The following is a 25,507-nucleotide window of genomic DNA, read 5'->3' on the forward strand; positions in this document are numbered from 1 at the left end:
GGCCTATTGCAACTGCGGCTTCTTCAAGAAACTGCCGCGGTCGGCGGATTTGACGCGCAGCCAGGTCTCACGGCCGTCGCGCACCACCCGCATCGGGATCTCGGCGCCGGCCGAACCGCTGTCCCACAGCTTGCGATAGAAATCGGCGAGCCCGTCGACCGCGCCGTCGCGGACCTCGGAGATGACATCGCCCTGGCGCAGGCCGGCCTTAGCGGCCGGACCGCCTTCGGTCACGCTCATCACCACCACCTTGCCGTCGCTTTCGGCCGACAGCGCGCCGAGCCACGGACGCGGCGGCTTGGCCACCTGGCCACGCGTCAAGAGATCGTCGAGAATCGGCGGCAACAGATCGATCGGCACCACCATGTTGATATCGGCGACCTCGCCGGCGCGGCTCATCTGCAGGCGCAGCGAACCGATGCCGAGCAACGCGCCATCGGCACTGAACAGCGGCGCGCCGCCCCAGGACGGGTGCGCCGGCGCGATGAAGATCGCCTCGTCGAGCAGATACTCCCAATAGCCGGCGAATTCCTGCTTGGTGACGATCTTGGCCTCGACCGCCCGACCGACGCCGTCGGCAAGCACCACCGCGTCGCCGATCCGGGCCTTGCCGGCGTCGCCCAGCGCCACGGCCGGCAGCCCCGTCGGCGCCAGCGCCTGGACCAGGCCGAAGCCGGACTCCTGATCATAGGCCAGTGCGTGCGCCGGGATGACGCGGCCGTCATGCGCGGTCAGCCAGACCTCCTCGGCCTCGGTGATGAGATAGCCGATGGTCAGCACCAACCCGTCATTGCGGATGACGACACCACTGCCTTCCCTGAGCGTGCCCAGCGCGCCGGCGGTAAAAGCATCCTCGGGAACGGTGGCGCGCACGGCAACGACGGAGCGCGGATTGGGATTGATGGCCATGATTTTGTCCTGCGATGCGAATGTCCGGCGGCTTCTTCTATACGTATGCCTTGGAGGGGATGGTGCAAGGTGCGTATCGCTAGTTCTTCCTTCTCCCCCTGTGGGGTCGAAGGACGGGGCGAGACAAGTGGCTCGCCCCCGGCGGTGGATCGGCGCGTTAGCGCCGAGACAGTTGAGGGGTGTTCCAGCGGAGTGAGGCGTTGGCGTTCCCTAGAACACCCCCGACCTCGCTTCGCGAGGCCACCCCCGGGGCGAGCCAACGGTCTCGCCCGCCCTTCGGGCCCCACAAGGGGAGAAGGAAGGGCCAACGTCATCGCCAACATTGACAATAGTTCAACGCAAGTTGAACTTCCGCCTCCGCAGCCCTAGCTGTAGATGGATCCGCTCAATCCCGTTCTCTCCTCCCCAACCCGAGGCCCGACATGACAGACTACACCCCGCCGAAAGTATGGACCTGGAACAAGGCAAATGGCGGCGCCTTTGCCAGCATCAACCGGCCGATCGCCGGACCGACGCATGACAAGGAATTGCCCGTCGGCAAGCACCCGCTGCAGCTTTATTCACTGGCGACGCCGAACGGCGTTAAGGTGACGGTCATGCTGGAAGAGCTTTTGGCGCGCGGCCACAAGGGCGCCGAATACGACGCCTGGCTCATCAGGATCAACGATGGCGACCAGTTCGGCAGCGGCTTCGTCGAGGTCAACCCCAACTCCAAGATCCCGGCTCTGATGGACCGCAGCGGTGCGACGCCGGTGCGCATCTTCGAATCCGGCTCGATCCTGGTCTATCTCGCCGAAAAATTCGGCGAATTCCTGCCCACCGAACAACCGGCGCGTGCGGAAGTCCTGTCCTGGTTGTTCTGGCAGATGGGCTCGGCGCCGTATCTGGGCGGCGGCTTCGGCCATTTCTATGCCTATGCGCCACAGAAATTCGAATACGCCATCGACCGCTTCGCCATGGAAACCAAGCGGCAACTCGACGTGCTCGACCGCCGGCTGGCCGAGACCGAATATCTCGGCGGCAAGGATTACACGATCGCCGATATGGCGGTGTGGCCCTGGTATGGCGGGCTGGCGCTCGGCCGCATGTACAATGATTCCGCCGACTTCCTGTCCGTCCAGGAGTACAAGCACGTTCAGCGCTGGGCCAAGGCGATCGACGCCCGCCCCGCGGTCAAGCGCGGCCGCATGGTCAACCGCGCCTTCGGCGAGCCGGCCATGCAACTGCATGAGCGCCACGACGCCAGCGATTTCGACACGAACACGCAGGACAAGCTGGCCGCCGAATAAGAGGCGGCAACGCCAACCTCACAAGAAAGCCCGCCACGACCCGTGGCGGGCTTTTCTCGACGCTACACTGACGTCACACTCACTGCCACACCATGGATCAGTGCAGCACTTCGACGATCTGACGGGTCTCGGGGTCGACCAGGACGGTCTGGTCGTTGATCACGGCGACGCGGTACTTGACGTTGGGCACTTCGCGCAGTTCGACCTTGTCAGGAACGGGCGAGCCGAGCTTGAGCTCGAGGCCGAGCAGATTGACCGAAGCCAGCGGCTGCTTCTTGACGTATTCGCGAACCACCGTCTCCTGCTCGGGCTGAACGACGATTGTGTCCGCCATGGCCGCACCAATGCCGCCCATCAGAACGATCGCAGCTGCCGCACTCGAAAGATAATGTTTCATAGTAACCTCCATTATTGGGTATCAAACTGCCACCCAGGAGGAAAACTCAGCCAGCGCCGTGAAGTTCCATCGCGATTTTCGGAATAAATTCGGCACGCCCGACAAATTCCGATTCTGTATATTCGCGCAAGAAAGGCATCACCCAAGCTATGCTTAAAAATACGTGATGAATTTCAACACTTAGAGCGAATATTCAATACATCCGCACCTCAAGATGCGTCTGGGCGCTTCTTCAGGAAAACACGATCCGTCGATTGCCTTAGCGATACCTAACGTAGAGCGCGCGGTGTCGTTCCCGAATGCGTCGTCCGGCGCCACGAAAAAGGCCCGCTCTGCCGGGAGCAAAGCGAGCCTTTAAACGGTGCCGGCGGAGGTGGCAGCCTCACCGGTCACATCGGGAAAACGCCGGCGTCGGCATCCGGTTCCAGCCATGAGCGGCGTGCCTGTATGGTTGCAACCATGCCGCCGTGGCGACGTTGTTCCCCGCATTTCCCCGATGAACCTGCCAGCAAGGATGATCGCGACATGGCACCCAGACCCTCCGCCACCAAGCACCCGTTCATGCTGATGTTTGTCGTTATCGCGTTGATCGCGCCCTTTGCCGGCCTTGCCTGGCGCACGCGCGAATGGATGGGCTGGTAGACCTTCCCAGGAAGCCGCGTCAGAGGCATGCTTGGGCACCTTCCCCACGGCACTATGGCTGCCTAATTATATCTCATCCGGCTAAAATAGCGGAACATCCAATGGACATTGCCGGAACCGAACAGGGCCTATCGGACCTTTTACGGACGCCACTTAAGACCTTGGTCCCACAAGGAAAACCGAGCGGTTCGATGTCGCTGGAGCGAGCCCGCCAAGGGAGACATTGGGCATGAGCGCCTCTCTGGCCTCGTGGGTCCAGCGCAATGTCCGCGCAATGCCCCGGGGATAGCCACCCGCGACACGAGCCGCGGGACACATCTTGACCATCCAAACGAACAAGCAGCGGGACACCTGGCTGAGGGAAACCGCTGGCGTCCTCAGCCAAGTCATGGCCCTTTGCGGGCGGCTGGGGCTGCGGCAGTCCGGGATCTTTCTCACCCGCTTCGCCTGCAAGCCGGTGAGCTTCTTCAAATGGTTCCGCTTCCTCATGGACTTCCGGCGAGAGCACGCTCTGGGCTGCCCGCATGACGACCTGCTGCGCAAAAAACCCTACAAATTCTTCGCCCTTGGGCTGCCCGGTCATCGCGGCTTCGACCTTCTGGTCGACCATTTCAATCTCGCGGCGGCGGGCTTGCCGCGGCATCGGCTGGACGAAGCCTGGCGCGGGCGGGCCATCGACATCGGCCAGGTGACCGGGCGACGCGATGCCTATGTGCTGACCATGCGGCTGTCCGTTCATTCCGGCACCGGCCACGAAGGCGCCTTCTCGATCAGGCTGACGCGGCAGAGCGACCGGCTCGACCTGGTCAGGCTGAGCTTCATCCTCTATCCCTTGGGCGCCAGCCCCCTGGGCAAGGGCCGCTACACCGTCGCCATTGGCGGGCTCCAGGGCAGCCGGCAGCCGGAGGCCAAGCGTGCCGTCATCGACGCCACGCGCGACCTGTGCGGGCTCAGGCCCAAGGATGCCGCACTGCTGGTCGTGGAAGGCATCGCGATCGGCGGCGGCGCCAACCATTTTCTCGGCGTCTGCGACGCCAGGCACACCATCAACTTCCGCTCGCCCGAAAAAAGGGCCGGCAAGCGTGCCGACATGGACCAGTACTGGATCGACCGCGGCGGATGGCAGGGCGGCGAATTCGGCTTTGCCATGCCCGTGCGCCGGCGCGACATGGCAGAGCCGCTCAGCCGGCGAGAGGGCTACAAGTTCGCATTCCTGGCGTTTGGCATGAGCCTCTTTGCTCCGCCGCCCGGACTGAACGAAGTTCCTCACGAAGGGCCTTTGGCCCGATGAAATGTGGAGAATGACACATCACTGCGGGCATGTCGGACGGGCGCCATTTTGCTCTTTCGACGCCCGCATTTGCCCCTCAAGAGGGTAAAGGCATTACATCTCAATTGGCTAAAATATTGGAACATCCAATGGACATTGCCGGAACCGAACAGGACTCACCGGACCTTTGCTTCAGTCACCTAAGACCTTGGTCCCAAAAGGAAACGCAAAGGGCCGATGCAGCTCTTCATCGGGAACATCCCGCCTCTGCCGTCGTTTGCCGCAAGGTCTCCGGACCGGACTCGATTTCGGAGGAAGAGCGATGCACCATCGGTCCATCATCACCAGAACAGGCCACGGCCCGGCTACGGCGATCGCCGTGTTGATGGTCGGACTTGTGGCGGTGGGGATTGTATTCCTCGTGCTCGGCGGCGCGCTGTATTTCGGCGAGCAGCCGTCGAACCAAGACGCGCTCTCCTCCGTACCAGCCCGATCGGCCCAGGCAGTCGATAGCAGGGCGGCGAATTGATGGGCCAGCCATCACACATCAGACATCAGAGATTGCGGCGACGGCTGCCCCTCGTTGAAGACGGAGCGGTAGCAGTCATATTGACTCGCGAAGCACCGGCGATGCCGCCCTCCATGTCGACCGCACGCAACATTACCAAACCGTAATGTAGCGGCAAGACGTCAGACAGATCGCTTCGTCACAGTGTCCACCGGCGATAGGGGCCAAGTGGAGGAAAATGAAATGTACAGGAAGCTTCTTTCCGCGGCAATTCTGGTCACGCTCGCGACCGCTCCAGCGCTTGCGGCGACAGAATATTTCGTCGCCCAGAAGGCGAGTGATAAGACGTGTTCCGTCGCCACGACAAAGCCTGACGGCAAGACCGTCATGATGATCGGCAAGACGTCCTACAAAACCGAGGCCGAAGCGACGGCAGCAATGAAGGCATCCGCCGACTGCAAGAAAAAGTAGGGTTCCCGAGAAATGCCCGATGGCGCCGCGTGCGCCATCGAAGCCTCTTGCTCGAACATGATTTTTTCCGAAAACGGTTTCCGTTTCGGTTCGGCGTGATCCAAAAGGAATAAATCCATGAACAAATCCATCCTCGCGGCTCTCGGCCTCGCGTTCGCGCTGGTCGTCTCCATGCCGGTTGTCGAAGCCAACGCGGCTGCCACCACTGCCGCCGTGACCGCTGGGGTCACGACGGCTGCCCCGGCCGCCGTTCAAAAGGTCGCCGCCAAGAAGCACAAGAAACACAGGAAACATTCCAAGAAGCACAAGACGGCAGCCAAGGCCTACTGATACCCGGGCGGTCATCGCCTGCTAAGACCCATCCCGGGTTCATCGGGACGGGTCAGGCTTGAATGATGCCCATCATCCTGCCATCCTTGGCCACCGCCCGGCCCCGGCGATAGACCGTGCGGTCCTTCGGCACGGCCACCACCGCCTCGGGCACGTGCTGCGCCCGCATGGCGACGAAGTCGGCGCTGGCACCGACGGCGATGCCATAGTCCTCCAGCCCCAGCGCCTTGGCGCCGGCATGGGTCACCACATCGAAGGCGGCGGCCAGCTCGTGGTCTTCATAGAAGCCGGAGCGGTAGCCGATCATATTGGCCCGGTTCAGCATGTCGCCATCGCCATAGGGCCACCAGGAATCGCGGATGTTGTCGGAGCCGCTGAACACGGTGACGCCGGCCTGCCGCAGAGCCGCCACCGGCGGGAAGGCATGGTTGCCGGGCGCGTTGGTCATGATCGCCACGCCAGCCGCCGCCAGCCTCGCGCCGGCCTTCTTGAGCGCATCGGCCGGGATGTCGCCCAGCCCATAGGCGTGGCTGACGGCGACATGGCCTGCCATGCCGAGCGCCTTTGCCCGCCCCGCGATCTCCTCGACCTGGAACAGGCCGAGCGTGCCGCCATCATGCAGGTGGATGTCGACGCCGGCGCCATGTTTCCGCGCCAGGGCGAACACCACGTCGAGATGGCCCTTAACATCGCGGTCGAAGCTGGCGGGGTCGAGCCCGCCGACGAGGTCGCAGCCAAGTTTCAACGCCTCATCCAGAAGCTCCGCCGTACCGGGCGAGGACAGAATGCCGCTTTGCGGGAAGGCGACGAGCTGGATGTCGATGAGGTCGCGGTATTTTTCGCGCACGGCTAGGATGGTTTCGACATGTTTCAGCCCGACCGAGCTGTCGACCATGACATGGCTGCGCATGGCCAGGCTGCCGTGGCCGATACAGAGTTCGAGCTGGTTCTTCGCCCGATCCGCCATCGGCGCCGCGGCGGCAAGGTTCTGCGCCTGGAAGGCGACACGCTCGCGCACGTCGAACCCATTGGTGCAGGGAATATGCGGGCGCCAGGCATCGCCATAAAACGAGGTGTCGAGATGGATATGCCCCTCGACGAAGGCCGGCACGACAAGCTGGCCGCCAAGGTCGATAATGATGGGATCGATGGTGGCATGATCAGATGGGAGCGCCTTGCCGGCCGGCGCGATGGCGCTGAAGCGGCCGCCGGTGACGAAAAAATCCGCCAGCGAGCCATCGGCCAGTTTCGCGTTGCGGAAAATCGTCTGTTCGCTCAAAATTGTCTGCTCGCCCATGGGCGCCATCCCTGTTGCAAGCGCCAGTCCTCGCCGCCCGCCCGCCGCGGGTCAATGCGGCTGGGACGAAAAACTGTTTCACACAATTGCCCGGGCGGACCGGCATCTCGAATCCGCACCGCGGGTCCTGCCTATTCCGCTTTCACGGAAGTTTCGGCGGCCCGGCAATATGCAATGGTGTTGTTGCGGCGGTACGAGCCGCCCTGGTTGACGCGGGCGCCGAGCACACCCCAACAATGCGCCCCCCGCCCGCGTCGACCATGGCACGTGCCTGGACTTGTGATCCGGTCCGGGCAGGCCGGGCTGCTATGATGGGCGTTGCCGCTTCAGCCGCCGACCAGCACCTTCGTTGTCATCAGATTGACACCGGCTTCGGCGAATTCGCCATTGTGCCGGGCAATGATCTGCTCAGCGCTCTCGCTGGCGCTGTCCAGCGTGCTGTGGGCATCGGAAACCACGGTGACGCCGAGCCCTCTGGCGATCGCGCCCGTGACGGTTGCTGCGACGCAAAAATCGGTCTGCGCGCCAAGGAGCACCACAGCGCCGGCCCCCTGCCCGGCGACCCAGTCGCCGAAGGCAGGATTGCTGAAGGCATCGCGCACGGATTTGGCAAAGGTCGGTTCATCATCGGCCTGGCCAAGGGCGGGCCAGACCGGCCAGCCCGATTCACCCGGCGCCAACGGATCGCCTTCGGGTCCATCATGCCTGACAAAGGCAACCTTGCGCCCACCCCGCCTTGCCCAGTCGATCACCGCCCGGGTCCGCTTTGCAATGGCGGGCGCATCATGGATCGGCGGCTCGTGTACCCCGTCGAACATGCCGGTCTGGAGGTCGATGACGATGAGAGGCGCGTTGGCCACGAGGCTGGGTGCTGACATGATTTTTACATAGCACGGCGGGCCAACCGATCAAGGTTGGGGTGGCGTGATAGCGGTGCCGGTCACGACTGTAGCCGACCTGCCAGTCCGACAAAAGTCAGCAGCGGACCAATGTCGTGCCGGTCGGCTGCCTTCAATGCCAAGATATAGGCCGCCCGCCTTTCATTCATTTTCAGCAGATCCGCCCCGGCGGTCCAATCGATCGGATCGACGCCGTAGAGCTTCTCAAGCATGGCGTCCGCCAGGATACGGGCATGGCGCCCATTGCCATTCGCAAACGGATGGATGAACACGACCCGGCGGTGAAGCCGCACGGCTGCTTCGATAGGCGCATATGTGCCCCGGTTCATCCAGTAGAGCGCATCATCCAGCGCTGCGCGCAATTGCACCCCGATTTGCATGGGATCGACGCCGATGTTCTTGCCGGTGGTCCTGAAGGTTCCAGCCCAGTTCCACACCTCGCCGAACAGCCGCCGATGAAGTTCGATGGCGAAACCGTCGGTGAGGATGTCCTTTCTTCGTGTCCGGGAAAGCCACAGCAGGCCGGACGTGATGTTGGCCTGCTCCAGTTCATTGAGCTCGGCCTGGGTGGTGATGTGCCTGTGCTTCAGTCCGCCGAGTTCGTTGGGATCAAGTGGCGTCGCACCCTCGGGATAATCAGGCGCAATCGTCATTTGTCCTGCCAGAAATCGGATGGCATTTCATACATCAGTTCGTTCGTCAGCCGGGTCACCTCTTGCCGAGTCCGGTTGCCGACCACAGCCTGGTCTTCGAGTGCCATGTGTTTGCCGGCCGTGGCGACAATCGCCTCCGCCTTTTTCCGCGCCTGGGCGACGATGATGGCCTCGATGGTGTCTGGCGGGACGAACGCGTAGACGAACCGGCACCCCATCGCTTCGGCGGTGGCCTGCATCGACTTCAAGGTGACGCCACCTTCGAGCTCGGCCTGCTCCACCTGGGCAATGCGGGCGCGAGTCACGCCCATCCGCCCTGCAAGCTGGGCGCCCGACATGCCGAGCGCCTTGCGCACAGTCCTTATCCAACCTTCCGCAGGAATCTGGATGTTCCCGGCTTGGGCGAGATCCACCAAAGCCTGGTACTGTTGGCGAACGGCCTGTTTAACACCCATTGTAAACTCATAAGTTGACAGATAGGAACATATTGTAAATATTTATATATACAATATACCCTTAAATGTCAACTTCAATATTGACATATCTCTCCAACTACTCACCCCGGCGCTCCCGCAAACAGCACCACGCCATCCCCGCCCGCCGCCGGCCAATCCCTGATGGTGCGGTCGTAGCCGCCGGTCAGCACCGTGCCGTCGGGGGCGAAGGCCACGGCGTAGATCGGCCCGGTCTGGCTGTCGAACATGGCGATCTGGTTGCCGGTTTCCATGTCCCACAGCCGTGCCGTGCCATCGAGCGAACCCGACAGCAGCCGCTTGCCGTCGGCGGACAGCGCCAGCGTATAGACCGTGCCTTCATGGCCTTCGAAACGCTTCACCTCGCGGCCGCTGTCGAGATCCCAGACCTTGATCGTCAGGTCGCCGCTGCCGGTGATCACATGGTGCCCGTCGGCGGTGAACACGGCGCCATAGGTGCCCTGCTCGTGGCCGTGCCAGCTACGCAACTGCTTGCCGCTTTCGATGTCCCAGAGCTTCAGCGTGCCGTCGATGCTGCCGCTGAGCGCCTGCTTGCCATCGGGCGAGACGGCGACGGCGCTGACCGACCAGTCGTGTCCGGTCAGCACATGCAGCACGGAATTGTTGACGAGGTCCCAGACGATGACGTTGCCGGTGTCGTGTCCGCTGACGGCGCGCTTGCCGTCCGGGCTGATCGCCAGCTGCCTGACGCCGCCATTCTGGCCGGACTGGAAGACATGCAGCACAGCGCCATCGGCAAGTTTGCGCAGCACGATCTCGCCGTCGTCGCCGGCCGTCAGCGCGCTGACGCCGTCGGGCATATAGAGCGCGGTGCGCGCCATGTCCTTGTGGACGCCGAGGTTGCGGATCAGGTGCTTGCCGCCAATGTCCCACAGCTTGATCACACGATCGGTGCTGGCGCTCATGATCGATCGGCCGTCCGGCGCCACCGCCAGCCAGACGACCGCTTCGCGATGGCCGTCGGGCTGCGTCGGCGCCGCCGGCGGCGGTGGCGGCAATGGCGCCACCGTGGGCGGCGGAATGACCGCGACCTCCGGCGGGGCAACGGGCGTCGGCACAGGCACGGCGACGGGCGGCACAGGCGGCACCGGTGCGGCCGGCGGGTTGGCGGCTACCGGTGGCGGGGCGGGTGGCGCCGGCGGAGCTGGTGGCGTTACCGGCTCCGGAGCCGGCGGCGCGCTGGCGACATCCTGGCCCTTCGGTTCAGCGGGTTTGGGTTCGGCAAGTTTCGGTTCATCGGCCTTGGGTTCACTGGGCTTGGGTTCACTGGACTTGGGTTCGGCCGGCTTGGGTTCGCTGGGTTGGCTGGCAATCACCCTGCCGCCATCATGCCACGGGCCGAACCGGTCGACGGCCAGCACTGCCAGCACAAGCAACGGCAAAGCGAGAAAGACCTTGCGCAGGCCGGGCCTGCCGGTCTCCTGCACTTCGGCCGCGCGGCCGAACAGCGGTGCTCCGGCCAGGTGCGCAGGGCGCCCCGGCAACAGGCCAGCCCAGAACAGCAAGGCGCCGGCCAGGCAGGCAAGTGCCGCCACGGCGAAAGCCAGAAGCCGCAAGGAGGCTGCACTCGACAGCAGCCCGGAAACGCCATGCCAGGCAAAGGCACCGGCGAGCGGATAGATCCGCACCAGACAGGCTAAGGCAACCGCGACCAGCACAAACGCCAGCACCTTGTCAGCCAATCTGTTCATCGCGCTCTCCGCCCGCGGATTTGGATGAGGTTAGCAGCGCCGGCTGTATACCGCAAAGCGCCAGCCTCGCCTCCTGCCCTCATGTATATCGCCTGATATATCCTGGTTTGGGCTGGGGATACGCATAGAAACAACGGCTTAAGCGTGACGACGCGCGCTCTACATTGCCGATTTATGCCCGATCGGACCGAAGCAATCGGCAATCCTGAAGCCAAGATCTTCGATGTTCTGGTTGGGATAATCTGGACTATCCCCAGCCCAACATTGACAGAAGACCATGATGTGTCACACTCGCGGCGGGATATAGTGGAGAGCTTGCATCATGAAGAAGATCTACGAGCGGCCGGCTCTGATCAAGAAGGGCAATCTGAAATCGATCACGGCTGCGACCAACGGCCCGGTCGTGACCTCGAATCCTCCGATACCGCAATAAGTCAGCCCGTCAGCATCAGGTCGTCCAGCACCATTTGCCAAGAGTGTTTCGTCGAGAGACGGACACGGGTTACTGCCTTGAGCATCGGCGCGTAGTGCAGCGGCGTCAGTGCCGATAGCGCCAACTGGTCGCTGGCGACCAGTTGCTCGCCCAGCCAACACTCGATCAGCGCGATCTCCCCTTCAGACTTCAGCCACGCTGCGCTCAGCAGCACCGAGTGGAACCCGAACGGGGTCTCGCGGCTGAATTCGGCCGGGTAGCCGCTGCTGGTATAGGCGACGTGATCGCCCGAGACATTGCCGTTGACATAGCCTTCGCTGCCCTTGGTGTGATCCTGCGCCATGGCATTGAGGTTGCGCCATTGCAGCCCGGCATGGCCGCACGGGATCTTGCGGAAGCCGCGTCCGGTGACGTCGTCGAAGCCTATCGTCCGCAGCGAGGCCCCGCTCAACAGTGTTTGCGATGACAACAGCCCGAGATCGGTCGGATAGGGCGAAAGCGCAAGCTGCCGGTCCAGCCCGCTACCGGCGATCGCCACCATGTCGGCCTCGGCGGCAAGGTCGAGTTGGAAGGGTGAACCCGGCGCCAGCGCCCGGCTCTCCAGCTCTTGCCCGTCCGCCATCACCGACAGTGTCGCGGTGCTCTCCGCCGCCATCCGGCCGGCCAGGCTGCGCGTAGGCGCCAGGCCGACCGGATGGGGCAGATCCTGCGACACCAGCCCGGCGGGCGAGCCGGAGGCCAGCCGGAACTCCTGCGATTGCGTCTCATTGGCGCTGGGCGAGCGCCAGCCCGGCGGCATCGAAACCGCGAACCGGTAGGCGCCGGGCGCGCGGATCACGGCATTGGTCGAAGACGTCGACATGGCGAAGTTGGCAAAGCCGCCATTGTTTGTCCTGGTTGAAGCGACGTAGCCGGCTTGTTCGTCGAACAGCCGCACCATGATGCCGGCCATCGGCCGGTCGCCCACGCCATACGTCCCGTCGCGGTCGACATCGAAATAGACGAAGGACGAGTAGTTGACCGTACCGGTGCTGCGTTCCCAGTCGCTGCGTGGGGCATAGTCGCTGGTCGGATCCGCCCGACGTTGGGTGCGGCGCCGGGCTCGCGCCTTGCGCAACAGCCAGACGACGCATGCCGCGACCACAAGAATGGCAGCGGCCGCGAGCAGGATTTCGACCAGGCCGAAATCATGCATGGCGGGAGAGTCTCGATAGTGATCGACGGTCGCTGTTGGGAACGGCGTTCATGGATAATCTGGCTGCGCGATTGCTTTGTCGCAGCCTAGCTTGCGATACAGCCGCTGCACAGATGGGCGCTGGCGATCGGCCGCGTAGCCGTCAAGGCATCGCCAGCGCCATCACGTGCCCGGCCTCGGCGGTGCAGTGACCTGGTCCGTGACCAGGAGCTTTCTCACAAGTCCGACCGGACCGGGTCAGCCACCAAGCGCATATTTCACCAGATGGCCCATGGTCAGGGACCTGCCTCCGATAGGCGGTTCCCAGTTCGGATCCTGGATCAGATACGAATGACCGTCTCCATAGGCCAGGCCGACCAGCGTTTCCGCAACGATACGACCTCCCACCGGGCCCAGATGGACCGGCTCCTCGTCGCCCTTGCTGCCCTTTTTCGAAGCGCGCTTGAACCAGTCGTGCTGCGCCTCCGCCAGCACATAGTACCAAAGCGGCGCATTGCCAGCGAATTCCCCATCGATGTCGACTACGCTCTTTGCACCTTTCATCTCGTCGAGGACGGCTTTTCCTATCTTCAGATCGGCATCGGGAATAACAGGCACCCCCATCGCCTGCGCCACGCTCTGTCCGCTTGGCATGCGCAAGGCGAGGCCGCGGAGCAGATTCCGCGCCGCGAGGTTGGCCGGGTCGTTTTTCGGATCGATCGGCTTGGCTTGCAGTTGTTCGAGCGTGAGCGGTGGTGAAGCCGGCACCGTCTTTGAAAACTCGGGAAGGAACCCAAGCGGATTCACCAGCGACGTGTCGATCTTGTACGCCGGCTGAGCCCGATGCTTGCCGCCCTTTTTACCTGACCCGTCAATGTCGAAGAACAAGCTCCAGTCGATGGCCCATTGGGTTGGAAATTCGTCGAAGCCGTTCAGGCCTCTGTTGGCGACGCCCGCGAATATGAAGAAGCGGCCGGCAAGTCCGCGAGCCTTCTCGTCAGGCGTTGCCGACAACGGATCGTCGCCCCCATTCAGCTCGGTATTCAGCCGATAGATCGGCCTCACCATCGAATGGCCAAACCGGTAGCCGGCGACCGAAAATTCCAGGGGCATGTAGGGCGCGTTGCGCCAGTGGAAGAACTGAAGCTTGGGCTTCTTTTCGGCGGCACTGGCAACTGACCGGCGGTGGGGGAGGATTTCGTCGATCAACTCAGCACCGCAGATACGCGGCAGGAAGTCGTTGAGAACCACATACTGATAGTGCCAACGCACCATGCGCTGGACTTCATCGAAGGTGGCTCCTTTCAGTTTTGGCTCGTCCATCAGCCGGTTGTGCAAGCGCATGAATATGCCGTGTAACTGGGAGACGATGACGTTCTCGTCGTTGCGCTTGTCCCCGATGAGTGCGCGGGCCGCGGTAGCGGGATTTTCCGGATCGCGGTAGCGCGGGAGATCCCGCGACGGTGAAGGCTTGTTCAGCTCGAGCAGCTGTTTCCCCAGCCGAAACTTGCCGTCGATATACAAATAGGGCTGGTCTGCCGGCCCACGGCCGTAGACGCTGTCCAGGTCAAGGCGGGGCGTCCTGAAATCCACCAGGCTGTCCGGATCATTCATCTGCATCAGCAAGGACGAAGGGTCGAAAGTGATGTCGTGGTCGATGAACTGACCGAGATAGGTATATCCAGCCGCGATGCCGGTGTTTTCTTCGTCATCCTGAATATGCTTGTCTGTCTCCGCCGCGGCCGTAGGCCTGTTGTCCGCGGTTTTCTCGGGATCGGCCGTCATCGCGTTCCCCAACGCCAGAAGCGCGCTCTGGGAATGAACCGCTGGAGCGAGCTCCCTGAACATCCGGCCGAAGCGGCCTTCGAACAAGGATGACCGGCGCGAGACATCGGCGCCTCTGATGCCGCCACCATGTGGGCTGAACGAACTTTTGGCTGCACTGGATTCCATGGCTGCCTCCGCAAATCATTTCGCTGATAGGAAATACGCGCGCATAAGTGCTGAGCCACGCGCATGCAGCGGCCCTCGGCACCATTTCATGATCAAGATCAACGGAATGGCCAATCGTTCCGCATTTTAACTCTGGGATTGGCCTATGCTTTTCAGTCCATGCTAATATCACAATAAAATATGACGACAGTCAAGATACCGATCAGTAAACTTGATAATTGATGCCAACAAATCTATCGTATTATACAACTCTAGGGAATCATTGCATTTTCACAGAGTTGCTGCTGGGCATTGGACTAGGCGCCCTCTCCAGTGAGGTTCTCAAAACCTGCTTCGGCCGATCAAAAAACCGACAAACAGGCTTTTATTCAAACCCGTTGTACCGGTTGCAATGCTGTGGCATTCCGGCGATCACTGGTGACCTCACCGACGCCCTCAGGACGGACAAGGAAGAACCACCAATCCGGTTTTCTTCGATCTGGATGCCGAGCTTGAGACAGACCGGTGTTCCATCCCCCTATTTCAGCTCTACCCAGACCGGCGCGTGGTCGCTGGCGCCATCCTGCCCGCGCACGTCGCGGTCGATACCCGCCCCCTTCAGCCGGCGGGCGAGCGTCTTCGACAGCAATATGTGGTCGAGCCGCAAGCCCGCATCGCGCGGCCAGCGGTTCCGACGGTAGTCCCAGAAGGTGTAGAGCGTCTCCTTCGGATAGACCTTGCGCAGCGCATCAAGCCAGCCCTGATCGAGGAGGGCCGCGAAGGCAGCACGACTTTCCGGCTGCACCAGCGCATTGTCGTCATAGGAGCGGGTGGCGTAGATGTCGCGCGGCTCGGGCACGATGTTGTAGTCGCCGGCCAGCACCACCGGCAGGCCCGTGTCGAGAAGCTGTTCGGCATGCGCCTCCAGCCGCTTGTGCCAGGCGAGCTTGTACTGAAATTTCGGCCCCGGCTGCGGGTTGCCGTTCGGCGCATAGAGGCAGGCGATGACGATGCCGTCGACCGCCGCCTCGATGTAGCGGCTCTGCCGGTCGGCATCGTCGCCAGGCAGCGCATCACGGGTCAGCACCGGCTCCGCGCCGCGCGCGAGTATGGCAACGCCGTTCCAGGTTGGCTCGCCCTTCCACACCGCGCCGTAGCCGGCACCGGCCAGCGCAGTGCGCGGAAACTGCATATCGCGCGCCTTGAGTTCCTGCAGGCAGACGACATCGGGCTTTGTGGCCGCCAGCCATGCCAGCAGGTTGTCCAGCCGGCTGTTGATGTTGTTGATGTTGAAGGTGGCGAGTTTCATGAGGGTCTGCAACGTTGGCGATTGGCGAGGCGTACGCGCCCTAAATCCTCTCCGCCCAACCCCTCACCGTCTCCGCCAGCGTCTTCAGATGATCAGCCGTCGAGAACCCCGACACACTCTTGCGCGGCTTGAGATCATGGTCGCCATCCTCGAGCCAGATCACCTCGATGCTGTCGGAGAGCCCATACCCCGCCACCTCATCCCGCGTGCCGAACTCGTCGCGCGTACCCTGAAAAATCAGCGTCGGCGTCTTCAGCCCGGTCAGATGTTTGGTACGCAACTGGTCAGGTTTGCCGGGCGGATGGAAGGGATAGCCGAGGCACAGCAGACCCGAAATCTCGCCTTTGGCGAACATCTCGTCCGCGACCATGGAGGCGACCCGCCCCCCCATCGACTTGCCGCCGATGATGAGCTTGCCGGTCACGCCCTTGGCCCTGAGGTCCGCGATCGCCTTGATATATTCCGGATTGACCGTCTCGGCGCGCGGCGGCGGCTTGCGGTGGCCGTAGCGGCGGGCGGCCATATAGTGGAATTCGAAGCGCGCCACCTGGAAGCCGCCGGTGGCCAGAGCCTTGGCGGTGGCGGTCATCGAAGGGGAATCCATCGACGCGCCGGCGCCATGCGCGAGCAGGATGGTGACGGGGGCGGTGTCGAAGCCGTCGAAGAGGAAGTGGGTCATGGAAACTCCAGCGTTGGCGACCCCTTCTCCCCTTGTGGGAGAAGGTGGCCGAGCGAAGCTCGGTCGGATGAGGGGTGTTCCAGCTTGGCGCACACGCTCATCGACGCCTCGGCAAGCAACAAGCTCGTCAATCTCTCATTCCTTCACGCACCCCTCGTCCGTCTCGGCGCTGACGCGCCGATCCACCTTCTCCCACAAGGGGAGAAGGAAAGACGTTTACCCCGCCGTCCGCGCCAGCTGCATATCGACGAACTGCACGCCCTTGGCCGCCACCCCGCCCCATTCCGACTCCGGATCGAGCTCCAGATACCGCACCCAAAGCCGCCGCGCCTCGGCGAGATTGCCGGCGTCGAATTCCAGCCTGGCCAGGTTGAACACCGGATCGGCATAGCTCTTGTCGAGCGCGATCGCCTTCTGCAAATGCCGCCGCGCTGAGGCGTCGCGGCCTTGCTCGCTCATCAGCCCGGCAAGGTTGAACCAGGCTTCGACGAAGGCCGGGTCGAGCTTTATCGCTCGGGCATAGTCGTGCGCGGCCTCCGCCGCGTGGCCGCCGGCGCGCAGGCAGTTGGCGCGATTGAAGGCGGCGATGGCGTCGCTCGGGTCGATGGCGAGACAGCGCTGGTAAAGTGCCGCGGCGCCATCATGGTAGCCGCCCTCCTCCGCCGCTTCCGCCTCGGCGAACAACTCTTCCAGCGTGTCGTCGCCCTGTGCCGCGCTACCCAGATCAAACAGCAGTTGGCCGTCGAGCTCGCTCTGCCCGCCTTCGAGATAGATCGCGTCGGGCCGGCCATGCTGCGAGCCGACATTGAGCGACTTGGCGGTGAGCGAGGCGACCGGGCCGGAGCGGTGCACGGAGCGCGCGATCGCGCCCCAGGTCGCATCGCCGGCCACCAGCCCGGCATATTTGCGCGCCAGGATCAGGTCGCGGAAGGAATAGGGTTCCCCGTCATGTTCAAAGGCATCGAACAGCGACAGCAGATCAAGGTCGGCGCCTGATAGCCGCGATTGCTCGATCAGCGATTGCCTGGACAGTGACGACGCCTCCGGCCCCTTCATCAGGCCGAGCAGGCGCAGAAAACCGTTCTCGCTGATCAGAGCGCGCCCCGCCGCACGCTCGGCGGCGATGCGGCGCTCGATCTCGGCATCGCCGTTTTTCGTCAATCCAGCCTTGGCAAGAAGTGTGCGGCCGAACACGACATGCGTGGTGCGCCGCGTGATGCCCCGCCTGAGCTGGCCGTGCTGGCGCTCAACCTCGCGAGCCGCCAGCCTCAGCGGAAACGCCGCCAGCGCGCCGATCGTGCCGAAGACGGCCCCCGGAACCGAAACGGCCGGTGCCGTCATTTCTTGCTCTTGCCGACCGCCTTGAGCAGACTGGCCTTCAGCGGATTCTCAGGCGCACCGCCCGCTGCCGCTTTCTTGGCGGCGGGGTTTGCCGCCACTTCGTCGGCCTTGCTCTTCGACTTGGCCGGCGGCTTCGACTGCGACAGGCTCGCCTTCAGGGCATCCATCAGATTGATGACATTGCCGCGCTCGGGTGCGGCCGCGATGATCGGCTTGTGACCCTTGAGCTTCTCGCGGATCATCGCCATCAGCGCGATCTCGTAGCGGTCTTCGTAGTTCTTCGGATCGAAGGTGGTTTCCTTTTGCTTGATCAGCGCTTCGGCCAGTTCGAGCATTTCCTGGTCCGGCTTGCCGGCGGGGATGTTGCCGAAATATTCAACCGTGCCGCGCACTTCGTTCGGGTTCCTCAAGGTGCACACAAACATGCCGTTCTCGCGCGCGCCGATCGTCACCACGCGTTCGCGGCTCGACAGCACCAGCCGCGCGATCGCCAGCTTGCCGGATTTGCGCATGGCTTCGCGCAGCACGGCAAAGGTCTCTTCCGCCATCGCCCCATCCGGCGCCAGGTAATAGGGCGCATCCTGGTAGATGACATCGACTTCGCCCTCGTCGACGAAGGCCTCGATGTTCATCGTGTGGTTGGATTCGATGCGCACCGCGTCGAGGTCGGCATCATCGATGATGATGTACTGCTTGTCCTCATACTCATAACCCTTGACCAGGTCCGAGCGCTCGACCAGCCCGAGTTCCGGATCGACCGGCTTCATGTTGATGCGATTGTGCGTCTTCTTGTGAAGCTGATTGAACGAGATGCGCTCGCTGGTGGTCGTTGCGGGGTATAGCCGCACCGGACAGCTGACGAGGCTGAGCTTGAGATAACCCTTCCAACTTGCCCTGGGCGCCATGATACACTCCTACGCGGCCATGCACTGACATTTTTGACTGAGCATGATCTTACCCAAAAACCGGTTCCCACTTTTTGGGATCATGCTCTCTGCAGCGCTTTTCGTCCGAAGGACGATTGGCGCCATGGAAATCCTACACCGACCGCGCACAATACCGGCAAATCCCTGACGAAATGTTCCGCTGCGTCTTTGAGGTCGTTGGGAGAGAATAATTCAAATTGTCGGAAGCGTCGATGGCGGAGCGCCAGTTCCTCGCCCCCCACGGGAGTGGGGGAGAGGTGGCTCGGCAAAGCCGAGACGGAGAGGGGGAATGGCGCGAACCTGTCCTTGGGCGGGCTCGGGGAGCCATATTCCAACCGTCGGCGCAGCCCCCTCTCCGACCGCTTCGCGGCCACCTCTCCCCGTTTCACGGGGGCGAGGAACCCAAAGTCTGAAAGGGCAAATCCCGCGCAAATTCCTCGATCTCCGCCCACGGATCGCCCGACGTCTCCAGCAGCCCCGGCAGCGAGGAATAATTCAAATCCTGCGGCGCATCGATCGCCTCCAGATCGCTCCAGCTCACCGGCGTCGAGGCCGGCAGATTGGTGCGCGCGCGCAGCGAATAAGGCGCCGCGGAGGTGTGGCCGCGGGCGTTGCGGTGATAGTCGATGAAGATGCGCTTCTTGCGGTTGTCCTTGCCCATGGTGGTGGTGAATGTGTCGGGCGCGGTGGCGGCCAGATGGGTTGATATGGCGCTGGTCGCCTGGTGCAGCTTCTTCCAGTTGTGCTTCTTCGTCACCGGCACGGTGATGTGGATGCCGCTGCCGCCGGAGGTTTTGGCGAAAGGCACCAGCCCCAGCGCTTCCAGCTCGCCCTTGATGTGGACGGCGGCCTCGACCACCTCGCGCCAGGAAATCCCCTCGCCCGGGTCGAGGTCGAAGACGATCTGGTCAGGCTTGTCGAGGCTCAAACGGTGCGTGCCCCAGGTGTGGAACTCGACGACGCCGAACTGCGCCAGCGCCAGATAGCCCTTTGCCCCCTCGACCGAGAGATAGGATTTGGTCTCGCCCTCGGAGTTGGTCGCCTGGAACGTCACCACCGAAGGCGGCATGCCGGTGAAGGCGTGGCGCTGGAAGAAACAGTCCTTTGGCAGGCCGGTCGGGCAGCGCACCAGCGACACCGGGCGGCCAAGATGTGCGGCAGCATGAAGTCGCCGACCAGCGCGTAGTAGACGGCGATATCGAGCTTGGTCGGCCCGGTCTTGCCGAACAGCCGCCGCTCCGGATTGGTCACCCAGATGGTGGCAAGGTCTGCCTCCGAGATCAGCCGCTTGCGTTTGGCCGAGACCGGCGTCGACAGGCCGACATCCCTCAGACCGCGAAACACGCCATGGCGCAGCGCATTGTCCGCCGTGCGGTTGGCATAATGGATGCGCGCCGAAAACAGCGGTTTCACCCAGTGCATCTCGCGCATGATTTCGCGCGGCACCCCTTCGGGCGGCGTCGCACCCGATGTCAGCGGCTCCAGCCGGGCGAGCAGGTCGGCCGCCGTCTCGGCATCGAAGCCGGTGCCAACCTTGCCGCGATAGTGCAGTTCGCCATCCTCCCACTCGGCCATGCCGAGTGCGGCCAGCCCTTCGGCCGCTTGCGAAATCGTGTAACCCGCGATGACGAAATCGTCCTTCTGCAGCGCCTTGCACTTGGTCCAGCTCTTGGTGCGGCCGCTCTGGTAGATCGCGCTGGCGCGCTTGGAGATGACGCCTTCAAGCCCGAGCTCCGTCGCCTGGTCGTAAAGTCCCTGCCCCGAGCCCTCGACATGGTCGGAGAACTGGATGGCGGAACTGGCGCCAAGGCCGCCAAGCAGTTCGGCCAGCAGCGCCTTGCGCCGGATGAGCGGCACCTTCATCAGGTCCCAGCCGTCGAGGTGCAGCAGGTCGAAGGCGTAGAAATGCAGCTTGCTGCCGGCGCCCTCGGCCAGCGCATCCTGCAGCAGCGCGAAGCGGCTGATGCCCTTGGCATCCAGCACCATGATCTCGCCGTCGACAATCGCCTCGCGGCACGGCAGTTTGGCGAAGGCATGCGGCAGGTCGCCATAGCGCTTCGTCCAGTCGATGCCGCCTCGGGTAATCAGCCGCACCTGCCCGTCGCCGAGATGCGCCATGGTGCGGTAGCCGTCGAATTTGATCTCGTGCAGCCAGAGCTCGTTCGTGTTCTCGGCAGGGCTTTCACCGCCCGGCGGCTTCGGCACCTGCGTCGCCAGCTGCGGCTCGATGCGGCTCAGCGCCGGCGCCTTCACCGCGCCTGGCAGCATACCGGGTTTCAAGGAACCCGGCTTGGGCGCGGGCTTCGCGATCGGCTTCGCGGCTGCCGCCAGTTCCTCGATGCGCAACCCGGATTTCACGCTTTCCGGCCGCGCTTCCAGAATGTTCAGGGCCGTATCTGCGGCGAGATCGCGCTCCTTGAACAGCAGCCAGTTCTTCTTGTTCTCATCCTCGCCGGGCTTGGGCTTCAGCCGGGTCAGCATCCAGCCGCCATTGAGCTTTTCGCCGGCGAGGCGAAACTTGAAGGCGCCCGTGCGAAGGCTTTTGCCGACATCGTCCATCGGTGCCCAGGTGCCGGTGTCCCAGACGATCATCGGCCCGCCGCCATATTCGCCCTCGGGAATGACGCCCTCGAAGTCGATATATTCGAGCGGATGGTCCTCGGTCTCGACCGCCAGCCTCTTGTCGGCCGGGTTGAGCGAAGGCCCGCGCGGCACCGCCCAGCTCTTCAGCACGTCGCCGACCTGAAGTCTGAGGTCATAGTGATCCGCAGTGGCATGGTGCTTGTGCACGACGAAGCGGTTGCCGTCGCCAGTGATCAGCCCGCCCGCCGGCTCCGGCGTCTTCGAGAATTCACGCTTGGCGCGATAGGTCTTGAGTTTGGCGGGAGCGGGCATGGGTCAGGCGGCGGTGGCAGGTGCGCCAGCATGGTGCGCGGAAACGGCGGTCACGCTCTCAATCGTCGGCGGCCGGCGTCAGCTCGAGCTCGGCCGGCGTAAGCCCCTGCCGCAGCTGGGCGAGGCGGAATTCGTCGACCCAGTAGGCCTCGCCGTCGACCAGCACGCGTGCCCGGTAGGCGCCGTCCGAGAAGCTTTGCGCGGTGATGTAGACCTTGTGGGCGTCGAGCGCCTTGCGCACCGCGGCGCGCTTGGCATTCTGGCCGATGACGGGACTGAACATGACGCTGCCCTCGGTCGCCCTGGCACGCCGGCGACTGCCCTCAAGGATGACGGAGACGCGCCGTCCTGTCAATTTGGCGGTGCCGGGCCAACCCTTGGTCATGCCAAAAACCCCGCATCCCTGTCGAAATCCGCTCCCTGCGAACGACATTGGTGCGGCGCCGACGAGGCGCGATCACGTCAAACGACAGGGAGCACCATCATGGCCAAGATGCTTGTCATCTACAAAACCCCCGCCGATCCGGCGGCCTTCGACCGGCACTATTTCGACATCCATCTGCCGCTCGCAAAACAGCTTCCGGGGCTGCGGCGCTACGATGTCAGCAAACAGCCGATCGTGAACATGCTACCAGGCGAGACACCCTACATCGTGGCGACCCTCTATTTCGACAGCCTGGACGCCATGCGTGCGGCCTTTGCCACCGAGATCGGCAAGGCCTGCGCCGTCGACCGTCGCAAATACGCGCCTGACGACCGTGTGACGATGCTGCTTTTCGATTCCGAGGCGATGTGAATCGTTAATTCGCGGGCAGGCCTCAGGGGCAGAAAAACCCGCCGTCTTGCGGCGGCGGGTTTGATGGTCACGTCGAACGACTGTTTGATGTCAGAACGTGGACGGGAGCGCTAGCGCAATTTCAGGAAAAGTGTGAAACGGTTTTCCAAGGCAAAGCGCAAGCGCTTTGCCTTGGGAATTGCGTCAAAACAAAGAGTTAGAGCGGTTCGCCGTTTCCATGAAACGGTGAAACGCTCTAGCGCCGTCAAGCTGTGGCTGAAATACCTCGGCGGGAACGCCATCGCCGAGCGGCCCTTGTCTCAGACATCCTCACTGTCGAAGATCAGCATATCGGCGCCACCCGTCGCGAAGATCTGGAGATCGGCCGCGGCCGCCTGCCCTTCGGCGCTGGCAAACGCATTCTGGATGGCGGCCAGGTCGTCGAACTGCAAGGTGGCGATCAGATGGACCTTCGCTGGTCCCGCCGGCGTCATCACCGGGCCGCGGCTGATTTCATAGCGCCGCAACCCCGGGATGGTCTTGGCCAGCGGGATATGCTTTTCGCGATAGTAGGCATCGAACGCCGCCGGATCGCTGGGTGTGCCGTACATCACCACCAGGCTTGCCATCATTGCCTCCTGCAATCATTGCGCTGCGGGAGCGTGATGACTTTGCCGGGAGCTTGTCAATCGGCTGGATGACAGCCTCAGTTCTTCAATCGCCGGAATCGCCGCATCACGCCCTGCACGGCCTTGTACAGCCCCGGCTTGGAGCGCACGAAGAGCTCGGTCTTGCCGCGCAGCTTGATATAGGCGGTCGAGCCCCTGCCCTTCAGCGTCACCGCCTCGCACAACTCGGCCAGCACCGCGCTCGAAGCGCCGATATGCTGCTTATATCCCTGGCTGCCGACCGAGAGGTCGAAATAGCCGAGCCCCTGCTCGCGTGCCCACACCATCAGCTTGCCGATCGTCGTCAGGCCTGGCGAGACGTTGGGAACCGCGTCCTGGTCAATCCCGAGCAGAAGCGCGTGCAAGGTGCCCTTCATGACCAGCACGTAGATGACGGCGAGATAGGCTTCACCGACACGCAGCCCGAACAGCCGCACCGAGCCGTCGGACAGGCCCTGCAGGGCGGCGTTGCGGTAGAACTCGACGACTGGCGCCTGCGTCAGGAGGTCGAAACGCCCGAGCTCGCGGAAGCGGTTGAGCCTGAGCTCCAGAAGCGTGGCGAACTGCTCCTCCACCATGTCAGGCGTCTCGGCTTCGACCAGATCGAGCTTGCCCATCTGTTGGAAGCGGCGGCAGTGCTTGTGGAAATTCTTGGCAAAGGACGATTTGCAGATGCGCTTGATCAGCGTCTCCGGATTGCCATCCAGGGCCAGGCCCGAGGCGATCTGGATGGAGTCGCGCACCGCCGAAAGCAGCGCCAGCGGATTGTCGATGCCGTGAATCTGTCGCGGGATTCCCGCGATGTGGAAGCGGTCCGTCGGCGGCAGCACGGCGCACACCGCCGCCCAGGCGGCGTCCGCACTCTGCCTGGTCCATGGTCTCGCATCGGCCAACAGTGGCGCCGAATAGTCGCACACGCCGCCGCTCAGCCATTCGATCACAGTGTGGCCCCGAGCCCGGCGGCGCATCAGTGGCAGCAGCATGACCGGAGCATCCGTGGCGGCGTCATTCACCTCGACGACGAGCAGCTCCGCGTTTTCGGGCATCAGCCGTTTGGCGATCCCCTCCACCCAGGCAAAGCCCTGGTGGCCGGTGCACAGGCCAGTCTCCTCAAGGCGCAACCAGAGGGGCTTTACGGTGTCGAAGCTGGTGTGCAGCCGCGCCGCATAGCCCGCGACGGCGCCCAAACCGCCGACATCAGAGGAAAGTGGTTGGTCCGGTGCATCCCCCACCGCGACTATTCGCATTGCCTGGCCTGCCACGTACTCTCCTGTCGTTCAGGCCTGCCTTCAACGTCCTCCACGCGAACGCCGCAAACCTCGCATCAGTCCCTGGGCCACATTGAGCAGCCGTGGTTTGGATCGCACGAAGGCCTCGGTCCGGTTGCGGACATCGATTGCGGTGTTCGCCGCCCTGCCCCGCATCGTGTAGCCGTGGCAGAGTTCCACAAGAACCGAACCCTTGGCGCCCATATTTCCCTTGTAGCTCTGGTTGCCGACCGACAGGTCGAAATAGCCAAAGCCCTGCTGGCGTGCCCAGCTCATCAACCTGCCCATGATCAAGAGGCCCGGTGAGACGTTGGGCACGACGCTCTGGTCCATAGCTATCAGCAGAGCATGAACAGTCCCTTGATGGACCAGCAGATATTGAACCGCGATCAGCGCCTCGCCGACGCGCAGCCCGAACAGCCGCACCGAACCGTCCGTCAGGCCCTGCAGAGCTGCGTTGCGGTAGAACTCGACAACGGCCTCCTGCGTCAGCAGATCGAAGCGGCCAAGCTCGCGAAACCGGCTGAGCCGCATCCGCACCAGTTCGCCGAAGATATGCTCCACCTCGGCCGGCGTACCGGCCTCGACCAGTTCCACGCCACCGAGCCGTTCGAGGCGACGCCAGTCCTTGCCGAATTCCTTGACGAAGGAGGGCTTGCAAAGGCGCTTGAGGACGGTTTCCGGGTCGCCGTCGATGGCAAGACCAAAAGTGGTTTGGATGGAATCGCGCGCGGCCGCGAGCAAGGCCAGCGGATTGGCGACGCCGCTGATCCGCTGCGGTATTCCCGTGATATGGAAGCGGTCCGCCGGTGGCAGCACGGAACGCACCGCCGCCCACGCAGCCTGCGCGGATTGTGCGGTCCACGCGCTCGCATCGGCCAGCAGCGGTGCCGAATAGTCGCAGACGCCACAGCTCAGCCATTCGATCACCCGATGGCTGAAGGCTGGCCGCAGCATCAGCGGCACCAGCATTAAGGGCGCACCCGTCACCGCGTTGTTCACTTCAACGATGAGCAGTTCGGCACCTTGCGGCATCAGCCGCGCGACGATCCCCGCAGCCCACGCATAATTCTGGTGACCGGTGCACACACCGCTTTCCTGAAAGCGCAGCCAGAGCGGCCTGACCGCTTCGAGACTTGTGTGCAATCGCGCCGTGTAGGCGTCGTTCGCGAGAACGGCCACAGGATGGGAGGCTTCCCCTTCGGGCAAGCCGTCCACCGCAGCAATTTGCACTGCCTGGCCTGCCAAATCCATCTC

General features: G+C 63.3%; 24 protein-coding genes and 1 pseudogene. 7 read left to right on the forward strand and 18 right to left on the reverse strand.

Annotated features, from left to right (window positions below; all coding sequences use genetic code 11):
• Positions 1–3: 3 nt before the first annotated feature.
• Positions 4–909, reverse strand: coding sequence for a S1C family serine protease (locus HB778_RS03750; protein ID WP_095200613.1), 906 nt, complete (start codon positions 907–909; stop codon positions 4–6).
• A gap of 422 nt (positions 910–1,331) precedes the next feature.
• Between HB778_RS03750 and yghU the strand changes: the two genes are divergently transcribed.
• The gene (yghU, locus tag HB778_RS03755) at positions 1,332–2,198 is read left to right on the forward strand and encodes a glutathione-dependent disulfide-bond oxidoreductase (RefSeq protein WP_183461583.1); all 867 of its coding nucleotides are present in this window, start codon (positions 1,332–1,334) and stop codon (positions 2,196–2,198) included.
• 97 nt (positions 2,199–2,295) lie between these two features.
• On the opposite strand, the gene HB778_RS03760 is transcribed toward yghU, so the two are convergent.
• Positions 2,296–2,595 (reverse strand): DUF1236 domain-containing protein, encoded by a 300-nt coding sequence (locus tag HB778_RS03760; protein ID WP_095200610.1) that lies wholly within the window; start codon positions 2,593–2,595, stop codon positions 2,296–2,298.
• A 961-nt stretch (positions 2,596–3,556) separates the two neighbouring features.
• On the opposite strand from HB778_RS03760, the gene HB778_RS03765 reads away from it, so the two are divergent.
• From HB778_RS03765 to HB778_RS03780, 4 genes are all read left to right on the forward strand, one after another.
• A complete protein-coding gene (locus HB778_RS03765) occupies positions 3,557–4,528 on the forward strand; it encodes a DUF535 family protein (protein ID WP_183461585.1) in 972 nt (323 codons plus the stop codon).
• Positions 4,529–4,829: 301 nt separating this feature from the next.
• Positions 4,830–5,036, forward strand: a complete 207-nt coding sequence (locus tag HB778_RS03770; RefSeq protein WP_183461587.1) for a hypothetical protein — start codon at positions 4,830–4,832, stop codon at positions 5,034–5,036.
• Between the two features lie 222 nt (positions 5,037–5,258).
• Positions 5,259–5,486, forward strand: a complete 228-nt coding sequence (locus HB778_RS03775; protein WP_183461588.1) for a hypothetical protein — start codon at positions 5,259–5,261, stop codon at positions 5,484–5,486.
• Positions 5,487–5,603: 117 nt separating this feature from the next.
• Positions 5,604–5,816: a hypothetical protein gene (locus tag HB778_RS03780; RefSeq protein WP_183461590.1), complete on the forward strand. Its 213-nt coding sequence runs from the start codon at positions 5,604–5,606 to the stop codon at positions 5,814–5,816.
• Between the two features lie 52 nt (positions 5,817–5,868).
• On the opposite strand, the gene HB778_RS03785 is transcribed toward HB778_RS03780, so the two are convergent.
• The 5 genes from HB778_RS03785 to HB778_RS03805 form a co-directional block, all read right to left on the reverse strand.
• A complete protein-coding gene (locus tag HB778_RS03785; RefSeq protein WP_183461592.1) occupies positions 5,869–7,113 on the reverse strand; it encodes an amidohydrolase family protein in 1,245 nt (414 codons plus the stop codon).
• Positions 7,114–7,439: 326 nt separating this feature from the next.
• Positions 7,440–7,991 (reverse strand): isochorismatase family protein, encoded by a 552-nt coding sequence (locus tag HB778_RS03790; RefSeq protein WP_183461594.1) that lies wholly within the window; start codon positions 7,989–7,991, stop codon positions 7,440–7,442.
• Positions 7,992–8,053: 62 nt separating this feature from the next.
• Positions 8,054–8,665 carry a mobile mystery protein B gene (locus HB778_RS03795; RefSeq protein WP_183461596.1) on the reverse strand — a complete coding sequence of 204 codons (612 nt, stop codon included), beginning with the start codon at positions 8,663–8,665 and terminating at the stop codon, positions 8,054–8,056.
• Positions 8,662–9,120: a mobile mystery protein A gene (locus HB778_RS03800; protein ID WP_183461598.1), complete on the reverse strand. Its 459-nt coding sequence runs from the start codon at positions 9,118–9,120 to the stop codon at positions 8,662–8,664. Before HB778_RS03800 ends, HB778_RS03795 begins: the two co-directional genes overlap by 4 nt.
• Positions 9,121–9,221: 101 nt before the next feature.
• Entirely contained in the window at positions 9,222–10,850 is a 1,629-nt protein-coding gene (locus HB778_RS03805; protein WP_183461600.1) for a WD40 repeat domain-containing protein, read from the reverse strand.
• A 322-nt stretch (positions 10,851–11,172) separates the two neighbouring features.
• On the opposite strand from HB778_RS03805, the gene HB778_RS41030 reads away from it, so the two are divergent.
• Positions 11,173–11,283: a putative RiPP precursor gene (locus HB778_RS41030; RefSeq protein WP_192021935.1), complete on the forward strand. Its 111-nt coding sequence runs from the start codon at positions 11,173–11,175 to the stop codon at positions 11,281–11,283.
• 1 nt (position 11,284) lies between these two features.
• Here HB778_RS41030 and HB778_RS03810 read toward each other — a convergent pair whose 3' ends face one another.
• From HB778_RS03810 to HB778_RS03845, 8 genes and pseudogenes are all read right to left on the reverse strand, one after another.
• The gene (locus tag HB778_RS03810) at positions 11,285–12,478 is read right to left on the reverse strand and encodes a hypothetical protein (RefSeq protein WP_183461602.1); all 1,194 of its coding nucleotides are present in this window, start codon (positions 12,476–12,478) and stop codon (positions 11,285–11,287) included.
• A 237-nt stretch (positions 12,479–12,715) separates the two neighbouring features.
• A complete protein-coding gene (locus tag HB778_RS03815; protein ID WP_183461604.1) occupies positions 12,716–14,410 on the reverse strand; it encodes a peroxidase family protein in 1,695 nt (564 codons plus the stop codon).
• A gap of 517 nt (positions 14,411–14,927) precedes the next feature.
• The gene (locus HB778_RS03820; RefSeq protein ID WP_183461606.1) at positions 14,928–15,698 is read right to left on the reverse strand and encodes an exodeoxyribonuclease III; all 771 of its coding nucleotides are present in this window, start codon (positions 15,696–15,698) and stop codon (positions 14,928–14,930) included.
• A gap of 40 nt (positions 15,699–15,738) precedes the next feature.
• Positions 15,739–16,377, reverse strand: coding sequence for an alpha/beta hydrolase family protein (locus tag HB778_RS03825; protein WP_183461607.1), 639 nt, complete (start codon positions 16,375–16,377; stop codon positions 15,739–15,741).
• A 216-nt stretch (positions 16,378–16,593) separates the two neighbouring features.
• A complete protein-coding gene (locus HB778_RS03830; RefSeq protein WP_183461609.1) occupies positions 16,594–17,718 on the reverse strand; it encodes a tetratricopeptide repeat protein in 1,125 nt (374 codons plus the stop codon).
• Positions 17,715–18,623, reverse strand: coding sequence for a Ku protein (locus HB778_RS03835; RefSeq protein WP_183461611.1), 909 nt, complete (start codon positions 18,621–18,623; stop codon positions 17,715–17,717). The genes HB778_RS03830 and HB778_RS03835 overlap by 4 nt, the downstream gene beginning before the upstream one ends.
• Positions 18,624–19,029: 406 nt before the next feature.
• Positions 19,030–21,539 (reverse strand): annotated as a pseudogene (gene ligD / locus HB778_RS03840) (DNA ligase D).
• A gap of 58 nt (positions 21,540–21,597) precedes the next feature.
• Positions 21,598–21,924 carry a hypothetical protein gene (locus HB778_RS03845; protein ID WP_244661800.1) on the reverse strand — a complete coding sequence of 109 codons (327 nt, stop codon included), beginning with the start codon at positions 21,922–21,924 and terminating at the stop codon, positions 21,598–21,600.
• A 99-nt stretch (positions 21,925–22,023) separates the two neighbouring features.
• Here HB778_RS03845 and HB778_RS03850 point away from each other — a divergent pair, with 99 nt between their 5' ends.
• Positions 22,024–22,335 carry an EthD family reductase gene (locus HB778_RS03850; RefSeq protein WP_183461613.1) on the forward strand — a complete coding sequence of 104 codons (312 nt, stop codon included), beginning with the start codon at positions 22,024–22,026 and terminating at the stop codon, positions 22,333–22,335.
• 299 nt (positions 22,336–22,634) lie between these two features.
• On the opposite strand, the gene HB778_RS03855 is transcribed toward HB778_RS03850, so the two are convergent.
• From HB778_RS03855 to HB778_RS03865, 3 genes are all read right to left on the reverse strand, one after another.
• A complete protein-coding gene (locus HB778_RS03855) occupies positions 22,635–22,943 on the reverse strand; it encodes an EthD family reductase (RefSeq protein WP_183461615.1) in 309 nt (102 codons plus the stop codon).
• Between the two features lie 77 nt (positions 22,944–23,020).
• Positions 23,021–24,244: a GNAT family N-acetyltransferase gene (locus HB778_RS03860; protein ID WP_244661801.1), complete on the reverse strand. Its 1,224-nt coding sequence runs from the start codon at positions 24,242–24,244 to the stop codon at positions 23,021–23,023.
• A 27-nt stretch (positions 24,245–24,271) separates the two neighbouring features.
• Positions 24,272–25,504 carry a GNAT family N-acetyltransferase gene (locus HB778_RS03865; RefSeq protein WP_183461617.1) on the reverse strand — a complete coding sequence of 411 codons (1,233 nt, stop codon included), beginning with the start codon at positions 25,502–25,504 and terminating at the stop codon, positions 24,272–24,274.
• Positions 25,505–25,507 lie beyond the last annotated feature (3 nt).

The organism is Mesorhizobium huakuii (assembly GCF_014189455.1).
Lineage (GTDB): Bacteria > Pseudomonadota > Alphaproteobacteria > Rhizobiales > Rhizobiaceae > Mesorhizobium > Mesorhizobium huakuii_A.

What these genes read in the sequence shown, in the direction of transcription:
- HB778_RS03810 (WP_183461602.1), bottom strand. Translation starts at nt 12,478, where the DNA reads ATGCATGATTTCGGCCTGGTCGAAATCCTGCTCGCGGCCGCTGCCATT.
- HB778_RS03805 (WP_183461600.1), bottom strand. Translation starts at nt 10,850, where the DNA reads ATGAACAGATTGGCTGACAAGGTGCTGGCGTTTGTGCTGGTCGCGGTT.
- HB778_RS03780 (WP_183461590.1), top strand. Translation starts at nt 5,604, where the DNA reads ATGAACAAATCCATCCTCGCGGCTCTCGGCCTCGCGTTCGCGCTGGTC.
- HB778_RS03750 (WP_095200613.1), bottom strand. Translation starts at nt 909, where the DNA reads ATGGCCATCAATCCCAATCCGCGCTCCGTCGTTGCCGTGCGCGCCACC.
- yghU (WP_183461583.1), top strand. Translation starts at nt 1,332, where the DNA reads ATGACAGACTACACCCCGCCGAAAGTATGGACCTGGAACAAGGCAAAT.
- HB778_RS03835 (WP_183461611.1), bottom strand. Translation starts at nt 18,623, where the DNA reads ATGGCGCCCAGGGCAAGTTGGAAGGGTTATCTCAAGCTCAGCCTCGTC.
- HB778_RS03850 (WP_183461613.1), top strand. Translation starts at nt 22,024, where the DNA reads ATGGCCAAGATGCTTGTCATCTACAAAACCCCCGCCGATCCGGCGGCC.
- HB778_RS03820 (WP_183461606.1), bottom strand. Translation starts at nt 15,698, where the DNA reads ATGAAACTCGCCACCTTCAACATCAACAACATCAACAGCCGGCTGGAC.
- HB778_RS41030 (WP_192021935.1), top strand. Translation starts at nt 11,173, where the DNA reads ATGAAGAAGATCTACGAGCGGCCGGCTCTGATCAAGAAGGGCAATCTG.
- HB778_RS03785 (WP_183461592.1), bottom strand. Translation starts at nt 7,113, where the DNA reads ATGGGCGAGCAGACAATTTTGAGCGAACAGACGATTTTCCGCAACGCG.
- HB778_RS03775 (WP_183461588.1), top strand. Translation starts at nt 5,259, where the DNA reads ATGTACAGGAAGCTTCTTTCCGCGGCAATTCTGGTCACGCTCGCGACC.
- HB778_RS03800 (WP_183461598.1), bottom strand. Translation starts at nt 9,120, where the DNA reads ATGGGTGTTAAACAGGCCGTTCGCCAACAGTACCAGGCTTTGGTGGAT.
- HB778_RS03830 (WP_183461609.1), bottom strand. Translation starts at nt 17,718, where the DNA reads ATGACGGCACCGGCCGTTTCGGTTCCGGGGGCCGTCTTCGGCACGATC.
- HB778_RS03855 (WP_183461615.1), bottom strand. Translation starts at nt 22,943, where the DNA reads ATGGCAAGCCTGGTGGTGATGTACGGCACACCCAGCGATCCGGCGGCG.
- HB778_RS03815 (WP_183461604.1), bottom strand. Translation starts at nt 14,410, where the DNA reads ATGGAATCCAGTGCAGCCAAAAGTTCGTTCAGCCCACATGGTGGCGGC.
- HB778_RS03770 (WP_183461587.1), top strand. Translation starts at nt 4,830, where the DNA reads ATGCACCATCGGTCCATCATCACCAGAACAGGCCACGGCCCGGCTACG.
- HB778_RS03790 (WP_183461594.1), bottom strand. Translation starts at nt 7,991, where the DNA reads ATGTCAGCACCCAGCCTCGTGGCCAACGCGCCTCTCATCGTCATCGAC.
- HB778_RS03760 (WP_095200610.1), bottom strand. Translation starts at nt 2,595, where the DNA reads ATGAAACATTATCTTTCGAGTGCGGCAGCTGCGATCGTTCTGATGGGC.
- HB778_RS03865 (WP_183461617.1), bottom strand. Translation starts at nt 25,504, where the DNA reads ATGGATTTGGCAGGCCAGGCAGTGCAAATTGCTGCGGTGGACGGCTTG.
- HB778_RS03845 (WP_244661800.1), bottom strand. Translation starts at nt 21,924, where the DNA reads ATGACCAAGGGTTGGCCCGGCACCGCCAAATTGACAGGACGGCGCGTC.
- HB778_RS03795 (WP_183461596.1), bottom strand. Translation starts at nt 8,665, where the DNA reads ATGACGATTGCGCCTGATTATCCCGAGGGTGCGACGCCACTTGATCCC.
- HB778_RS03825 (WP_183461607.1), bottom strand. Translation starts at nt 16,377, where the DNA reads ATGACCCACTTCCTCTTCGACGGCTTCGACACCGCCCCCGTCACCATC.